Here is a 15,441-nt window from a genome sequence, read left to right as displayed (position 1 = left end):
CGGGAATTTCCCGGCTGCCGCATCATACACCCGTTTTCTGAAAGGATCACCCCGCCTGGCGTTTTAGCCGCCCGACGGAGTGCTTCCTACACAGTGACGAGCTGATTACTTGGCTTTTTCCAGGTAGCGGAAGAAATCGCTACTTGGGTCCAGCACCATGACGTCGGTTTTGTTCGCAAAGCTTTCACGGTAGGCACGCAGGCTACGGTAGAACGCGTAGAACTCCTGGTCCTGGCCGTAGGCCTTGGCGTAGATCGCCGCGGCTTGAGCGTCGCCATCACCACGGGCCTCTTCAGACTCGCGATAGGCTTCAGCCAGCAGTACACGACGCTGACGGTCGGCATCCGCACGGATACCCTCGGCCAACTCGTTACCCTTGGCGCGGTGCTCACGGGCTTCACGTTCACGCTCGGTGCTCATGCGCTCGAACACGCTGCGGTTCACTTCCTTCGGCAGGTCGATAGCCTTGACCCGGACATCGACCACTTCGATGCCCAGTTCTTTTTCCGCCATGGTGTTCAGCGAACGGGTGATGTCAGCCATTAGCGCGTCACGCTCACCGGATACCACCTCGTGCAGGGTGCGCTTACCAAACTGGTCACGCAGGCCCGATTCCAGACGACGCGACAAGCGCTCGTCGGCAATCTGCTTGAGGCCGGAGGTCGCGGTGTAGAAGCGCTCGGCATCCTTGACGCGCCACTTGGCGTAGGCGTCAACCATCACGGCTTTCTTTTCCAGGGTCAGGAAGCGCTGTGTCGGTGCATCCAGGGTCATCAGGCGGGCGTCGAACTTGCGCACCTGGTTGACGTAGGGGACTTTCACATGCAGGCCCGGCTGGACATCCGCCTGGACCACGCGACCGAATTGCAGCAGCACCGCACGCTCGGTCTGAGCCACGATGTAGAAGCAGTTCCAGGCAGCGATGACCACGACGACACCCACAATCAGGGCGGTCAGCGATTTATTGCTCATCAACGACTCTCCCTGGTACGTGTTTGCTGTTGCAGCAAGTCGGCGGCCGCACGGGCGCTCGCTTCGTTGGCAGCGGCATTGGAACCGGTGGACGGTGCGCTGGTGCTGCTACGACCACCTTCGATCATCTTGTCCAGCGGCAGGTACAGCAGGTTGTTCTGCCCACCCTTGCTGCCGGTCACGAGAACCTTGCTGGTGTTGCTGAAGACTTCCTGCATGGTGTCCAGGTACAGACGCTCACGCGTGACTTCCGGCGCCTTGCGGTACTCGGCAACCAGCTTGGTAAAGCGATCCGCCTCACCCTTGGCGCGGGAGACCACTTCGTCGCGGTAACCGTTGGCATCCTCGAGGATGCGCTGGGCCTGACCACGGGCTTCCGGCACGACGCCGTTGGCGTAGGTTTCAGCCTGGTTGCGCGAACGCTGCTCGTCTTCACGGGCGCGGATCACGTCGTCGAAGGCTTCCTGTACTTCACGCGGTGCGGCTGCGCTCTGTACGTTCACCTGGGTGACGGTGATACCGGTGCGGTAGGTGTCGAGGAACCGTTGCAGGCGCTCCTTGATCTCGCTGGCCATCAATTCACGCCCTTCGGTCAGCACCTGGTCCATCGCGGTCGAACCGACGACGTGGCGCAGGGCACTTTCGGTGGCGTGTTGCAGGCTGATTTCCGGCTGGTCAACGTTCAGCACGAAGTCCTGCAGGTTGCTGATCTTGTACTGCACGGTCAGCGGCACTTCGACGATGTTCTCGTCTTCGGTCAGCATCTGGCCCTGCTTGGTGTAGGCACGCTCACGCGTGACGTTCTCCATGTACTTCTTGTCGATCGGCGGGAAATAGATGTTCAGGCCCGGTCCGACGGTTTCGTAGTACTTGCCGAAGCGCAGCACCACGGCCTGCTCCTGCTCGTCCACCACGTAAACGGCGCTGTACAGCCAAACGGCCGCCAGCACGACAAGACCCAGGCCCAGCAGGCCATAGCCACCGCCCTTGCTTGTGCGACCGCCGTCGTCACCACCACGTTTTTTCCCACCACCGAACAACCCATTCAGGCTTTCCTGCAGCTTTCGGAAGGCCTCGTCGAGATCTGGTGGCCCCTTGCGGTCGCCATTATTGCGGCGTTTACCACCCCAGGGATCCTGATTATTCGAGTTGCCACCCGGCTCATTCCAAGCCATAGCGCTCTCCATCTGATAAAGCAAAGACGCACCCACGGCGCGCCGACCAATGCTACAGAATGCCTGCCACTGCGGCACAACCGCTTTAGGAGGCTTTTATTGCAAAGTGTGTTGTTCGATGAACTCTGTCGGTACCACGCCTTCACGGCTGACCAGCCGATTCAGCTCCGAGCGCGGCAATCGAACGGCCAGCAAGCTGACACCCTCTTCGTCGTGTTCTTCTTTCTGTACCGCGCCCAACTCGAAAAACTGTGCACGCAGTCGAGCAAAACGCTGGGGCAAGCGCAAGGTGCCAACGAACAAATCGCTGCCGAGCAACTCGGCAATGGCTTGTTCAAGCAACTCGAGACCGCTGCCATCACGCGCCGACAGCCAGACCCGCTGGGGCTTGCCGTTCTCATCGCGCTGGATTTGTGGCTCAACGCCCTCAAGCAAATCGAGTTTGTTATAGACCTCGAGGATCGGCAAGTCCTGGGCGCCAATCTCGCCCAGCACCAGCATCACCTGTTCAATCTGCAACATGCGATCCGGTTCCGCCGCATCGATCACGTGCAACAGTAAGTCGGAATTGCTCGACTCTTCGAGCGTAGACCGAAATGCCTCGACCAGCTTGTGCGGCAAGTGACGAATGAAACCCACGGTATCGGCCAGGACAATCGGCCCCAGGTCGTCAAGATCCAGACGGCGCAGGGTCGGGTCGAGGGTGGCGAACAGTTGGTCGGCCGCGTACACGTCCGACTTCGTCACGTTGTTGAACAGTGTGGATTTGCCGGCGTTGGTGTAACCCACCAGGGACACGGTCGGGATATCCGCACGGGAACGGCCACGCCGCGATTGCTCGCGCTGGCTGCGCACCTTCTCGAGGCGACCCTTGATCTGGCGCAGGCGAACCCGCAGCAGGCGTCGGTCGGTTTCGAGCTGGGTTTCACCCGGGCCGCGCATACCGATACCGCCACCCTGGCGCTCAAGGTGAGTCCAGCCGCGGACCAGCCGGGTGCTCATGTGGTCAAGCTGGGCCAGTTCGACCTGGAGCTTGCCTTCATGGGTACGGGCGCGCTGGGCGAAAATATCGAGAATCAGACCGGTACGGTCGATCACGCGACACTCGAAGACACGTTCGAGGTTACGTTCCTGACTGGGCGTGAGGATGTGGTTGAAGATCACCAGATCGGCTTCTTCGGCGTGGACCAGGTCGCGCAGCTCCTCGACCTTGCCGCTGCCAATCAGGAATTTGGCGGTTGGCCGATGACGCGGCACGTTAAAAAACGCAACGGTCTCGGCGCCGGCCGAATTTGCCAACTCCTGAAACTCCTGCGGATCTTCGCGCGCCTCAGGGTCCTGTCCATCCAAGTGAACGAGGATCACTCGCTCACCACCACCGTGGCGCTCAAAGAACAAAGGAGACTCCTATCAGGCGTTACCTGCCTCAACGTCACCCTGTTCATCACCCGCTGCGCTAGGCAGACGGATTGGACGAACTGGAACGACTGTCGAGATAGCGTGCTTGTAGACCATCTGGCTGACGGTGTTTTTCAGCAGGATCACGAACTGGTCGAACGACTCGATCGTACCTTGCAGCTTGATACCGTTGACCAGATAGATGGAAACCCCCACTTTCTCTTTACGTAAAGTATTCAAGTAAGGGTCTTGTAGCGAATGCCCTTTTGACATGTGCCGCACTCCTTTAAGGATCAATAATAAAAAATCGGAAAATAGATAGCTTATGGCCGTCACACCCCCAAGGATAGACGGCAATTGCAAGGACTCAGCTCAATATGGAGACCGTTCCCAAGTATTTCAAGGCGCGTGACAGATTGTCGCTGTCCAGGCTGTCCAGCCAGTGCAAATCGCTCCAGCTGCGCAACCAGGTGAACTGGCGTTTCGCCAATTGGCGCGTGGCAATGATGCCGCGTTCCTGCATTTCGGCTGACGTCAGCTTGCCATCCAGATGATCCCAGACTTGGCGGTAGCCTACGGCACGTATCGAAGGCAACCCTGGATGCAGGTCACCTCTGGAACGCAGAGCTACGACCTCGTCCACAAACCCCTGTTCCAACATAATTGTGAATCTTTGTGCAATTCGTTCATGCAGCACCTGGCGATTTGCCGGAGCGATGGCCAGATTCGCCACAGTATAGGGCAATTGTGACTGTCCCGAAGCGCCTGCGTCAGCACTTTGCGCACTTTGTTTGCGCCGGTGTTCAGTCATGGTCTGCCCGCTCACACGCCAGACTTCCAGGGCGCGGGTGAGGCGCTGGGGGTCATTGGGGTGAATGCGTGCGGCGGAGACCGGGTCGACTGCCGCCAACTGGTCGTGCAGGGCTCGCCAGCCAAGGCGTGCCGCTTCTTCTTCGAGCTCGGCGCGCACCTGGGCGTCGGCCGGGGGCATATCCGCCAGGCCTTCCTGCAAAGCCTTGTAGTAGAGCATCGTCCCCCCCACCAGCAGCGGGATATTGCCCCGTGCGGTGATGTCGGCCATGGCGGCGAGTGCATCGGTACGAAAATCTGCAGCCGAATAGCTCTCGGACGGGTCGATGATGTCGATCAACCGGTGCGGATACTGGGCCAGAAGCTCTTTCGAAGGCTTGGCGGTGCCGATGTCCATGTCCCGGTAAACCAGGGCAGAGTCGACACTGATCAGCTCGCACGGCAACACCTTGGTCAGCTCGATGGCCAGGTCGGTCTTGCCGGCGGCCGTGGGGCCCATCAGGAAGATCGCGGGGGGCAAGGCACTCATCAACGGCCGCGCAGGAATAGTTTGTCCAGATCGTCCAGGCCCATCTGGGTCCAGGTCGGTCGGCCATGGTTGCATTGCCCGCTGCGCTCGGTGTTTTCCATGTCGCGCAGCAAGCCGTTCATTTCCGGCAGGGCCAGGCGGCGGTTGGCGCGGATGGCGCCGTGGCAGGCCATGGTGCCGAGCAGCTCGTTGATGTGCGCCTGGATGCGGTCACTGGTGCCGTACTCCATCAGGTCAGCCAGCACGTCAGCCACCAGCCGGTTAGCCTCGGCCTGCTTGAGCAGCGCGGGAATCTGGCGGATGGCCAGGGTTTCCGGGCCAAGGCGTTGCAATTCAAAGCCCAGTTTCTGGAACACGCTGTGGTGCTCTTCGGCGCAGTCGGCCTCACGCTGGCTGACTGCCAGGGATTCCGGCACCAGCAGCGGCTGCCCACTGAGGCCTTCGCTGGCCATGGCAATCTTGAGGCGTTCGTACATGATCCGCTCGTGGGCGGCGTGCATGTCCACCAGCACCAGGCCGTGGGCGTTCTCCGCCAGGATGTAGATGCCCTTGAGCTGCGCCAACGCGTAACCCAGCGGCGGAATATCACCACCGCCCTCCGGCAAGGCGACCGGCGCCCCCAGCTCAGCCCCCGGCAGCGGTGCAAAAAACTCGCGATACGCAGCCTGGGCTTCGGCCACCGGCACCGCCGACTGCGGGCGCGGGGTGTATTGGTACTGATAACCCGAGCCGGAGCCGGCATTCGGCGCGGTATACGAAGGTTGCTGCTGTGGCGATTGCAGCAGGTTTGCCGCCAGGCTCATTTCGCCTTGAGGGCCGAACTCACCAGCTTGCGGGCCACTCGGCCGGACCACTGCCGTCACAATCGGTGCGGACAACTGATCATCCGGACGCACATCCCCCAGGGTGCGGTGCAAGGTGCCATAGAGGAAGTCATGCACCATGCGTCCATCACGGAAGCGCACTTCGTGCTTGGTGGGGTGCACGTTGACGTCCACCACCGACGGGTCGACCTCAAAGAACAGCACAAACGTCGGGTGACGCCCGTTGAACAGCACGTCGCGATACGCCTGGCGCACCGCATGGGCCACCAGCTTGTCGCGCACCGCTCGGCCGTTCACGAAGAAATACTGCAAGTCCGCCTGGCTGCGGGAGAACGTCGGCAACCCGACCCAGCCCCACAACCGCAAGCCATTGCGCTCGATTTCAATCGGCAGCGCCTGCTCCAGGAAACCCGCGCCGCAAATCGCCGACACCCGGCGCGCACGCGCAGCGTCATCGTTGGCTTCATGCAGGCTGAGGATGGTCTTGCCGTTATGGCGCAGGTGGAAAGCCACGTCGAAGCGGGCCAGGGCCAAGCGCTTGATGACTTCCTGCAGGTGATCGAATTCGGTTTTCTCGGCCTTGAGGAATTTACGTCGCGCCGGGGTGTTGAAGAACAGGTCGCGCACTTCCACCGAGGTGCCGACCGGATGCGCCGCCGGCTGCACCCGAGGTGCCATGTCGCGGCCTTCGGTTTCCACTTGCCAGGCTTGTTCGGCGCCGCGGGTGCGGGAGGTCAGGGTCAGGCGCGCCACGGAACTGATGGACGCCAGGGCCTCGCCGCGAAAGCCCAGGCTCATCACCCGCTCAAGGTCTTCCAGGTCGCGAATCTTGCTGGTGGCGTGACGCGCCAGAGCCAGCGGCAGGTCATCGGCGGAAATACCGCTGCCATCGTCGCGCACGCGCAACAGCTTGACGCCGCCCTGCTCCACATCGACGTCGATGCGCTTGGCGCCGGAGTCGATGCTGTTTTCCAGCAGCTCCTTGATCACCGATGCGGGGCGCTCGACCACCTCGCCTGCCGCAATCTGGTTGGCAAGGCGCGGGCTCAGCAGCTCAATGCGCGATCCGCTGTTCAGGAGTGATTCGCTCATTACTGTGCCGCCAATTCAGTGCCGGGGATAGTCAACACCTGGCCGACTTTCAATTCATCGGTTTTCAGGTTGTTGGCGCTGCGCAAGGTCGCGGCCGATACCTGGAAACGCACCGCCAGCATGGCCAGGGTGTCACCCGGCTGCACGCGATGGTCACGCGGGCCCTGGGCGATTTTCCCCGAGTCACGCAGCCAGGCGATGTAGGTGCCCGGCGGCGGGTTCTGCTGGAAGAACTGGCGGATACCGGCACTGATCGAACGCGCCAGCGCCTGCTGGTGACTGGCGCTTGCCAGCTTCGAGGCTTCGTTGGAGTTGGAGATAAACCCGGTTTCCACCAGGATCGAGGGGATATCCGGCGATTTCAGCACCATGAACCCGGCCTGTTCCACACGCTGCTTGTGCAGCGAAGTGACCCGGCCGATGTTGCTCAGGACCTTCTGGCCCACGTTCAAGCTGGACGTCAGCGAAGCGGTCATCGACAGGTCCAGCAGTACGCCGGCGAGCATTTTGTCTTTGTCATCGAGGGACACGTTACCGGCGCCGCCGATCAGGTCGGAACGGTTTTCACTGTCGGCCAGCCAACGGGCGGTCTCGGACGTAGCACCTCGATCCGACAGGGCAAACACCGAGGCGCCAAACGCGGCGGCCGAAGGCGCGGCGTCGGCGTGGATCGACACAAACAGGTCGGCGCCTTTCTTGCGGGCGATTTCGGTACGGCCGCGCAGCGGAATGAAGTAGTCGCCGGTACGCGTCAGCTCGGCGCGGTAGCCCTTCATGCCATTGACCTGGCGCTGCAGTTCGCGGGCGATGGCGAGTACCACGTCTTTCTCATGCTGGCCGCGTGAGCCGGAAGCACCCGGGTCTTCCCCCCCGTGACCGGCGTCAATCACCACGATAATGTCACGCTTGCCGGCCGGGGCCGGTGGCGGCGGTGGCAGCTTGACCTGCGGTTGCGACGGGTTCACCGGCACCGCCGGCACCGTTGCCACGCTCGGGGTCGGCGCAGGCGGCGGCGCGGCATCGGCGGCGTTGTCGAACAGATCGACCACCAGCCGGTTGCCGTACTGGGCGTTGGGCGCCAGAGAGAAGCTTTTGGGGGTCACGACCTTTTTCAGGTCGATGACCACGCGCAAATCGGTCGGCGTACGCTGGGCCGAACGCATGGCGGTAATCGGGGTGTTGGCGGTGGAGACTTTCAACGGCGCGGCCAGGGTCGCGCCGTTGATGTCGATCACCAGACGATCAGGCGCCGTCAGGGTAAAGACGCTGTGCTGGACCGGGCCAGACAGGTCGAACACCAGTCGCGTGTTATCCGGCGCTCGCCACAGGCGAACACTCTTCACCTGTGAAGCAGCCAGAGCATTGACAGTCATTGCCGCAAGCAACACCCCCACGACAGCAACCAACGCGCGAAAGCGCATACCTAACCCCACCAATTATTTGAATTCCAATGCCAAAGCCGCGCACCACGACTGGCCGCGCACGCTCTGGGGCAACAACTTCAACTGACGTCCATGCTCATGCGGCGTAATGGTAATGGTCAGGTCGGGCTTTGGCAAAAAGCCTGTGCCTTTATCTGGCCACTCGATCAGGCACAGCGCATCTTCGTCGAAGTAATCCCGGATACCCATGTATTCCAGTTCTTCGGGATCGACCAGGCGATAGAGGTCGAAATGGAACGCTCGCACGTCGCCGATTTCGTAGGGCTCTACCAGGGTGAACGTCGGGCTTTTTACCGCCCCCGTGTGGCCCAACCCGCGAATGATCCCCCGGGACAGCGTGGTCTTGCCCGCCCCCAGGTCGCCTTCCAGAAAGATCAGCCCCGCTCCCGCCGTGACCTGGGCGATGCGCTGGCCGAAGGCAACCATGGCCTCTTCATCGACCAGGAAAAGAATTACTTCAGACACGGTGACTGCTCCTCCAGCAATTGACGAATGGCAGGGATCAGGTCACTGGCGGCCAACCCGCGACCGAACGTGCCCTGGCGATCTCCCGCCGTTGCGTGCAACCACACGGCCAGGCAGCTTGCCTCATAGGCTGGCATGCCCTGGGCCAGCAGTGCACCCACCAGACCGGCCAACACGTCGCCCAGCCCTGCCGTGGCCATCGCCGGGTGGCCTTGGTCACAGCGTGAAACACGCCCGTCCGGGCTGGCAATCAAACTGCCTGCGCCCTTGAGAATAGCCACTGCGTTGAATTTCTGGCTCAACGCGCGCGCCACCTTAAGGCGATCGGCCTGAACCTCGGCTGTCGACAGACCCAACAACCGCGCCGCCTCCCCGGGATGCGGTGTGATCACGCAGTTGGCCGGCAAGCTGACGCTGCCGGTGGCGAGTTGATTCAAGGCGTCGGCGTCCCAAACCTGCGGCTGGCTGGCGTTGGCGGCGACCGAAAGCAGGCTTCTGCCCCAAGACGCGTCACCGAGCCCAGGCCCGATCACAATGACCGAGATCTTTTCCAGCAGGCCCATCAGTTGGTTGGCCGAGGCGACGCCGACGGTCATGACTTCCGGCAGTCGCGCCAGGGCCGCGGGCACATGCTCCAGGCGAGTAGCCAGGGACACCATGCCCGCGCCGCTGCGCAAGGCGCTTTCGGCACTCAGCAGCGCTGCGCCGCCAAAGCCGTGGTCACCACCGATGACCAGCAGGTGGCCGAACCGGCCTTTATGGGCGTCCGGGGAACGCGCAGCGAGTTGCGGCAAATGGCCGTGCAGCAGCGGTTGTACGTCGGTTATTGCGTGTTTTGTCTGCGGCATGCGTCTTCAAGCTCCGATGTCTGGCAGAATTATACCTATCTAACCTGCGGTTTCCCTTGTCTCATGCCTGCCATCACCACCGATCTGCCTGCCCTCGCCCAATCGATCAAAGACTGGGGCCGCGAGCTGGGCTTTCAGCAAGTCGGCATCAGCGGCCTGGACCTGGCCGAGCATGAACAGCACCTGCAACGCTGGCTCGACGCGGGTTACCACGGCGAGATGGACTACATGGGCGCCCATGGCAGCAAACGCTCCCATCCGGATGAGCTGGTGCCCGGCACCTTGCGCGTGGTGTCGCTGCGCATGGATTACCTGCCCGGCGACACACAGATGGCGCAACTGCTGGCCAAGCCGGAAAAAGCCTATATCTCGCGCTACGCCCTGGGCCGCGACTACCACAAGCTGATCCGCAAGCGCGTGCAGCAACTGGCCGACCGTATCCAGGCGCAAATCGGCCCCTTCGGCTTCCGTGCCTTCGTCGACAGCGCACCCGTGCTTGAGAAAGCCATCGCCGAAAAAGCCGGGCTGGGCTGGATCGGCAAGAACACCCTGGTGCTCAATCGCAAGGCCGGCAGCTACTTCTTCCTCAGCGAGCTGTTTGTCGACCTGCCACTGCCGATCGACGCACCTCATAGCACTGAACATTGCGGGCGCTGCACCGCCTGCCTGGACATCTGCCCCACCAATGCCTTTGTCGGCCCCTACGTGCTGGACGCCCGGCGCTGCATTTCCTACCTGACCATCGAGCTCAAGAACGCAATCCCCGAAGACCTGCGCCCGTTGATCGGCAACCGCGTGTTCGGTTGTGATGACTGTCAGATCGTTTGCCCGTGGAATCGTTTCGCCCGCGCCACGGCCGAAGGCGACTTCAAGCCACGCCACAACCTGGATAACGCCGAACTGGCCGAGTTGTTTATGTGGGATGAGGATAAATTCCTCAGCAGCACCGAAGGTTCACCCCTGCGCCGCGCCGGCTATGAGCGTTGGTTGCGCAACCTGGCGGTAGGCCTGGGCAACGCACCGTCGAGCATTCCGGTGCTGGAAGCCTTGAAGGCGCGGCGCGAATATCCCTCCGAACTGGTGCGCGAACATGTGGAATGGGCGCTGAACCAGCACGCCAACCGCTAGTGCACGTCGTCGTTGTAGACGAACTTGGGCATTTCCCAGTGGAAACGGATCGCCAGCAAGCGCAGTAGAAAGCCGCTGAACAGCGTCAGCAGGATCGATTGCTCACTGGGCAATTCCAGATACAGGCACAGCATGTAGAACCAGGCGGCCAGGAACGACACGCTGGCGTACAGCTCACGGCGGAAGATCAGCGGGATATCGTTGCAGAAGATATCCCGCAGGATGCCACCGAAAACCCCGGTGATCACGCCGCTGACCGAGGCCACCAGCATGCCATGGCCCATTTCCAGGGCGGTCATGCAACCGATCAGGGTGAAGGCCACCAGGCCCAGGGCGTCCAATGCCAGGAACAACGAACGCAGGCGGCGCATCAGCGGGGCGATAAAGATCGTCACCAGCGCGGCGACGGAGGTCAGCACCAGGTATTCCGGGTGCTTGACCCAAGTCAGCGGGTAATGCCCCAGCAACACATCGCGCACCGAACCACCACCCAGTGCCGTCACGCAGGCGATCAGTACGACGCCAAACCAGTCCATGCCCCGCCGCCCGGCCGACAGCGCACCGGTCATGGCTTCGGCAGTGATGGCGATGAGGTAGAGCATCAGCAGCATGAGGGCGATCCTTGCAAAACTGTGGCGAGCGGGCTAGCCCCGCGTTGGGCTGCGCAGCAGCCCCAAAGCCGGCAATGATATCTGTTTGGAGAGGTGTGTTGGCAGTATTAGGGCTGCTTCGCAGCCCAACGCGGGACAAGCCCGCTCGCCACAAAAAACCGGCTCACCCTTGAAGGAATTCAAGCCTTGATGAAATGCTTGCGGTAGTGCTGCAACTCGGCAATCGACTCGCGAATATCATCCAGCGCCAGGTGCGTGCTGCCTTTATGGAAGCTGTCCTTCACTTCCGGCGCCCAGCGCGCCGCCAGCTCTTTAAGCGTGGACACATCCAGGTTGCGGTAGTGGAAGTAGCTTTCCAGCGCTTTCATATGCGTATAAAGGAAGCGGCGATCCTGGCAGATGCTGTTGCCGCAGATCGGCGACTTGCCCTTGGGCACCCATTTTTCCAGGAAGGCGATGGTTTCGGCTTCGGCTTCGGCCATGCTGATGCGGCTGTCACGCACGCGCTGGGTCAGGCCGGAGTTACCGTGGGTGCGGGTGTTCCACTCGTCCATGGTGGCGAGTACGGCATCGCTGTGGTGGATGGCGATCACCGGACCTTCGGCCAAGGTGTTGAGGTTGCTGTCGGTGACAATGGTCGCCATCTCGATGATGACGTCGGTGTCGGGGTTCAGACCGGTCATTTCCAGATCGATCCAAATCAGGTTCTGTGGGTTTTGCATGGGTTGATTCTCTTGGCACCTTGGCGTAGCTGCGCAGTTTAGCAGGCGGGGCCGTGCTAGACTCGCGACCGTTTTACCCAACCTTTGCATTATCGACACGGAACACCAATGGCCAAACGCCAGCTCAACCGTCGCCAAAACTGGCGCATCGAAAAGATTCAGGGCGAACGCGCCGCGCGCGCCGCCAAACGTGAATCCTCCGCCGTGGAAGCGCTCGAGGGCGGCGACCTCGGCCCTGAACAAACAGGCCTGGTGATCGCGCACTTCGGCGTGCAGGTCGAAGTCGAGGCGCTCGAAGGCGAACTCGCCGGCCAGGTGTTCCGCTGCCACTTGCGCGCCAACCTGCCGGCGCTGGTCACTGGTGACCGGGTTGTGTGGCGTGCTGGCAACCAGGGTATCGGCGTAATCGTCGCCCAACTGCCGCGCACCACCGAACTGCGCCGCCCCGATAGCCGCGGCCAGCTCAAGCCGGTGGCGGCCAACGTCGACATGATCGTGATCGTGTTCGCGCCGCTGCCCGAGCCCCATGCCAACCTGATCGACCGCTACCTGGTGGCGGCCGAACACGCCGGCATCCGCCCGCTGTTGCTGCTGAACAAATTCGACCTGATCGACGAGCAGAATGCCCCGGCACTCAACGCCCTGCTGGCGGTCTATCGCACCCTGGGTTACCCGGTGCTGGAGGTTTCGGCGCATCACGGTAATGGCATGGAACAGCTGCAACAGCAGCTGGACGGGCGCATCAGCGTGTTTGTGGGCCAGTCCGGCGTGGGTAAGTCCTCGCTGGTCAACAGCCTGCTGCCGGAAGTCGATACCCGCGTAGGTCCGCTGTCGGAACTGTCCGGCCAGGGCACCCACACCACCACCACCGCGCGGTTATTCCACTTCCCCGGCGGTGGCGAACTGATCGACTCCCCCGGCATCCGCGAATTCGGCCTCGGCCACGTCAGCCGCAGTGATGTGGAAGCGGGCTTCATCGAGTTCAACGACCTGATCGGCACCTGCCGCTTCCGCGACTGCAAACACGACCGCGAACCGGGCTGTGCGTTGCTCAAGGCGCTGGAGGATGGGCGCGTGCAGCAGCAGCGGATGAACAGCTATCGGTCGATTATTGCGAGCTTGCCGGAGAGCAGTTACTAAAACCGCCATGCCTTGATACACATAAAGCACGGCACAGCATGGCCTGGTCCATTGATTTAACGGGGTCTGGCATCAAGAATTCAGGACAACTGGACGGCCCACCGACACGAGCCAGCCTGAATTCGGAATTCCTGATGCGCATAATTGCTCCGTCACCAGCGCAAGCTGGCAGGAGTCTGGATCCTCTTCGGGGTTGATCCAGCGGCGCAGAAGGGGCGAAGCAAGCTCCATAGAAAGACGCGAGCCACAGGGCGGGAGTACTTCGTACCGCGCCTGTGCACCGATGACATGCGAGGCGTGATCAAAGGCGTCAAAGCCTACCTCCCGCTATGACTGCAAAAGAAAACGCCCCGATCAGTATCGGGGCGTTTTCATGAGTGAAGCAGCTTCGGCAGCTTAAGAACCCGTCTTGGGCACCGTAGGATCCTTCACCCCACCGTCATCAAACAGGTTCAGCTTCTGGCGCAATTCATGCGCCGGCAACGGCTCCTGCCCTGGCGGAATGGCGTTCGGGTCGGCCGGTACTTCACCCGGTGCGCCGGCCCCCGGAGTAGGTTGCGGCGCTGGCGGCTGGTCACCTTCAATCGCACGCTGGGCCTTTTTGGTCAGCACCACGATGTCGATCCGGCGGTTGACCGGGTTGAACGGGTCTTGATGATCAAACAGCTGCGACGAAGCAAAACCCACCACCCGCGCCACCTGCGCATCCGGATAGCTGCCGGCCACCAGCGCACGGCGTGCGGCGTTGGCGCGGTTGGCCGAGAGTTCCCAGTTGCCGAAATCCCCCTGGCCCGCGTAAGGCTTGGCGTCGGTGTGGCCGCTGATGCTGATCTTGTTGGGTACCGCTTTGATGGTATCGGCCATGGCCAGCAGGATGTCTTCGAAGTACGGCTTCAAACGCGCGCTGCCGGAGTCGAACATCGGCCGGTTGGCGGCGTCGGTGATCTGGATGCGCAGGCCTTCAGGCGTGATTTCGAAGGAGATCTGGTCCTTGAACTTCAGCAGTTGCGGGTTTTCCTCGACCTTGTTCTGCAGCTCCTGCAGCAACAGCTCAAGGCGCTCCTGCTCGACCTGTTCGGCCATCGACTCGACAGTATCGCGCTCGATCGGGATTTTTTCCTGAGGCGCTTCAGTCTTGACTTCGGGGTTGATGGTGCGCTCAGGCGCCAACTGCGGCGAACCGCCCAGGTCGATCACAAAGGGCGTGCCGCTTTCCGAAAAGCCAATCGGGTCCTTGAAGTAACCGGCAATGGCGATCTTCTGTTCGGGCGTGGCGGTGGACATCAGCCACAGCACCAGAAAGAACGCCATCATCGCCGTCGCAAAGTCGGCGAAGGCGATTTTCCAGGCGCCACCATGGTGCCCCGCAGCGAAGCGCTTGACGCGCTTGATGATTATCGGCTGGTTGTTCTCCATGGCTTAGCGACCGCGAACCGCTTGTTCCAGCTCGGCGAAGCTTGGGCGATGCTTGGGGTACAGCACTTTACGACCGAACTCCACCGCCAGCGACGGCGGCATGCCGGAAGCGGAAGCAACCAGGCTGGCCTTGATCGATTCGTACAGGTTCACTTCTTCCTTGGCGTCATGGGCCAGGGAAGTCGCCAGCGGGCCGAAGAAGCCATAGGCCGCCAGAATACCGAAGAAGGTACCGACCAGCGCTGCACCCACGTGCATGCCGATAGCGGCCTGGTCGCCCTCACCCAGGGACGCCATGGTCACCACGATACCGAGTACCGCCGCGACGATACCGAAACCCGGCATACCATCGGCGATGCCGGTCACAGCGTGGGAGGGGTGCTCCAGCTCTTCTTTAAGGCTGAACAACTCCATGTCGAACAGGCCTTCCAGCTCATGGGGGGCCATGTTGCCGGAGGACATGATGCGCAGGTAGTCACAGATGTAGGCGGTCATGCGCTCGTCCTTGAGCACGGCCGGGTACTTGGCGAAAATCGGGCTGGCGGCAGCGTCTTCGATATCGGCCTCGATGGCCATCATGCCTTCGCGACGGCTCTTGTTGAGGATCTCGTAGACCAGGCCCAACACCTCCAGGTAGAAGGTATGGGTAAAGCGTGAACCGAACATGCCCAGCGACTTCTTGATCACGTGCATGGTCATGTAGCCGGGGTTGGCCTGCAGGAATGCACCCAGCGCCGCACCGCCGATGATCATCACCTCGAAAGGCTGGATCAGCGCAGCGATTTTACCGTGGGACAGGACGTACCCGCCGAGCACGCTTGCGAAGACGACGATGATGCCGATAATTTTAGCCATAGGAGATGAGTACT

The 15,441-nt window shown here is 61.7% G+C and carries 15 protein-coding genes; 2 read left to right on the top strand and 13 right to left on the bottom strand.

Going from position 1 to position 15,441, the window contains the following annotated elements:
• Positions 1-105 precede the first annotated feature (105 nt).
• The 9 genes from hflC to BM026_RS11570 form a co-directional block, all read right to left on the bottom strand.
• Positions 106-972 (bottom strand): protease modulator HflC, encoded by an 867-nt coding sequence (gene hflC / locus BM026_RS11610; RefSeq protein WP_025857365.1) that lies wholly within the window; start codon positions 970-972, stop codon positions 106-108.
• The gene (gene hflK, locus BM026_RS11605) at positions 972-2,147 is read right to left on the bottom strand and encodes an FtsH protease activity modulator HflK (RefSeq protein ID WP_028615515.1); all 1,176 of its coding nucleotides are present in this window, start codon (positions 2,145-2,147) and stop codon (positions 972-974) included. The genes hflC and hflK overlap by 1 nt, the downstream gene beginning before the upstream one ends.
• A 96-nt stretch (positions 2,148-2,243) precedes the next feature.
• Positions 2,244-3,545 (bottom strand): ribosome rescue GTPase HflX, encoded by a 1,302-nt coding sequence (gene hflX / locus BM026_RS11600; RefSeq protein WP_071491677.1) that lies wholly within the window; start codon positions 3,543-3,545, stop codon positions 2,244-2,246.
• A gap of 12 nt (positions 3,546-3,557) precedes the next feature.
• Positions 3,558-3,818, bottom strand: coding sequence for an RNA chaperone Hfq (gene hfq, locus BM026_RS11595; protein WP_058423463.1), 261 nt, complete (start codon positions 3,816-3,818; stop codon positions 3,558-3,560).
• 94 nt (positions 3,819-3,912) lie between these two features.
• On the bottom strand, positions 3,913-4,884 hold the full coding sequence (gene miaA, locus BM026_RS11590; protein WP_093528602.1) for a tRNA (adenosine(37)-N6)-dimethylallyltransferase MiaA: 972 nt from the start codon (positions 4,882-4,884) through the stop codon (positions 3,913-3,915).
• Complete coding sequence (gene mutL / locus BM026_RS11585) at positions 4,884-6,800, bottom strand: DNA mismatch repair endonuclease MutL (protein WP_093528599.1); 1,917 nt, start codon at positions 6,798-6,800, stop codon at positions 4,884-4,886. Before mutL ends, miaA begins: the two co-directional genes overlap by 1 nt.
• Positions 6,800-8,221, bottom strand: coding sequence for an N-acetylmuramoyl-L-alanine amidase (locus BM026_RS11580; RefSeq protein ID WP_025857370.1), 1,422 nt, complete (start codon positions 8,219-8,221; stop codon positions 6,800-6,802). Before BM026_RS11580 ends, mutL begins: the two co-directional genes overlap by 1 nt.
• Positions 8,222-8,236: 15 nt before the next feature.
• Complete coding sequence (tsaE, locus tag BM026_RS11575; RefSeq protein WP_071491680.1) at positions 8,237-8,707, bottom strand: tRNA (adenosine(37)-N6)-threonylcarbamoyltransferase complex ATPase subunit type 1 TsaE; 471 nt, start codon at positions 8,705-8,707, stop codon at positions 8,237-8,239.
• Positions 8,695-9,555, bottom strand: coding sequence for an NAD(P)H-hydrate dehydratase (locus BM026_RS11570; RefSeq protein WP_092246616.1), 861 nt, complete (start codon positions 9,553-9,555; stop codon positions 8,695-8,697). Before BM026_RS11570 ends, tsaE begins: the two co-directional genes overlap by 13 nt.
• Positions 9,556-9,618: 63 nt before the next feature.
• Between BM026_RS11570 and queG the strand changes: the two genes are divergently transcribed.
• Positions 9,619-10,683, top strand: coding sequence for a tRNA epoxyqueuosine(34) reductase QueG (gene queG / locus BM026_RS11565; RefSeq protein ID WP_092246613.1), 1,065 nt, complete (start codon positions 9,619-9,621; stop codon positions 10,681-10,683).
• On the opposite strand, the gene BM026_RS11560 is transcribed toward queG, so the two are convergent.
• Positions 10,680-11,294, bottom strand: coding sequence for a trimeric intracellular cation channel family protein (locus tag BM026_RS11560; RefSeq protein ID WP_058423469.1), 615 nt, complete (start codon positions 11,292-11,294; stop codon positions 10,680-10,682). The genes queG and BM026_RS11560 overlap by 4 nt on opposite strands.
• Before the next feature lie 179 nt (positions 11,295-11,473).
• A complete protein-coding gene (gene orn, locus BM026_RS11555; RefSeq protein WP_010213620.1) occupies positions 11,474-12,016 on the bottom strand; it encodes an oligoribonuclease in 543 nt (180 codons plus the stop codon).
• Positions 12,017-12,124: 108 nt separating this feature from the next.
• On the opposite strand from orn, the gene rsgA reads away from it, so the two are divergent.
• Positions 12,125-13,156: a small ribosomal subunit biogenesis GTPase RsgA gene (gene rsgA / locus BM026_RS11550; RefSeq protein ID WP_071491684.1), complete on the top strand. Its 1,032-nt coding sequence runs from the start codon at positions 12,125-12,127 to the stop codon at positions 13,154-13,156.
• A gap of 396 nt (positions 13,157-13,552) precedes the next feature.
• Here rsgA and motB read toward each other — a convergent pair whose 3' ends face one another.
• Positions 13,553-14,572: a flagellar motor protein MotB gene (gene motB, locus BM026_RS11540; RefSeq protein ID WP_071491685.1), complete on the bottom strand. Its 1,020-nt coding sequence runs from the start codon at positions 14,570-14,572 to the stop codon at positions 13,553-13,555.
• 3 nt (positions 14,573-14,575) lie between these two features.
• Positions 14,576-15,427 (bottom strand): flagellar motor stator protein MotA, encoded by an 852-nt coding sequence (gene motA, locus BM026_RS11535; protein ID WP_058423471.1) that lies wholly within the window; start codon positions 15,425-15,427, stop codon positions 14,576-14,578.
• Between the last annotated feature and the right edge of the window lie 14 nt (positions 15,428-15,441).

The sequence above is a fragment of the Pseudomonas sp. NFPP24 genome (assembly GCF_900112095.1).
Taxonomy (GTDB): domain Bacteria; phylum Pseudomonadota; class Gammaproteobacteria; order Pseudomonadales; family Pseudomonadaceae; genus Aquipseudomonas; species Aquipseudomonas extremorientalis.
The sequence above is the reverse complement of the archived record's forward strand: the minus strand, read 5'-3'. Positions and strand labels throughout refer to the sequence as shown.

Excerpts from the sequence above, each read along its gene's own strand:
- rsgA (WP_071491684.1), top strand. The coding sequence starts at position 12,125 with ATGGCCAAACGCCAGCTCAACCGTCGCCAAAACTGGCGCATCGAAAAG.
- BM026_RS11580 (WP_025857370.1), bottom strand. The coding sequence starts at position 8,221 with ATGCGCTTTCGCGCGTTGGTTGCTGTCGTGGGGGTGTTGCTTGCGGCA.
- BM026_RS11560 (WP_058423469.1), bottom strand. The coding sequence starts at position 11,294 with ATGCTGCTGATGCTCTACCTCATCGCCATCACTGCCGAAGCCATGACC.
- BM026_RS11570 (WP_092246616.1), bottom strand. The coding sequence starts at position 9,555 with ATGCCGCAGACAAAACACGCAATAACCGACGTACAACCGCTGCTGCAC.
- queG (WP_092246613.1), top strand. The coding sequence starts at position 9,619 with ATGCCTGCCATCACCACCGATCTGCCTGCCCTCGCCCAATCGATCAAA.
- hflK (WP_028615515.1), bottom strand. The coding sequence starts at position 2,147 with ATGGCTTGGAATGAGCCGGGTGGCAACTCGAATAATCAGGATCCCTGG.
- miaA (WP_093528602.1), bottom strand. The coding sequence starts at position 4,884 with ATGAGTGCCTTGCCCCCCGCGATCTTCCTGATGGGCCCCACGGCCGCC.
- motB (WP_071491685.1), bottom strand. The coding sequence starts at position 14,572 with ATGGAGAACAACCAGCCGATAATCATCAAGCGCGTCAAGCGCTTCGCT.
- hflC (WP_025857365.1), bottom strand. The coding sequence starts at position 972 with ATGAGCAATAAATCGCTGACCGCCCTGATTGTGGGTGTCGTCGTGGTC.
- mutL (WP_093528599.1), bottom strand. The coding sequence starts at position 6,800 with ATGAGCGAATCACTCCTGAACAGCGGATCGCGCATTGAGCTGCTGAGC.
- orn (WP_010213620.1), bottom strand. The coding sequence starts at position 12,016 with ATGCAAAACCCACAGAACCTGATTTGGATCGATCTGGAAATGACCGGT.
- hfq (WP_058423463.1), bottom strand. The coding sequence starts at position 3,818 with ATGTCAAAAGGGCATTCGCTACAAGACCCTTACTTGAATACTTTACGT.
- motA (WP_058423471.1), bottom strand. The coding sequence starts at position 15,427 with ATGGCTAAAATTATCGGCATCATCGTCGTCTTCGCAAGCGTGCTCGGC.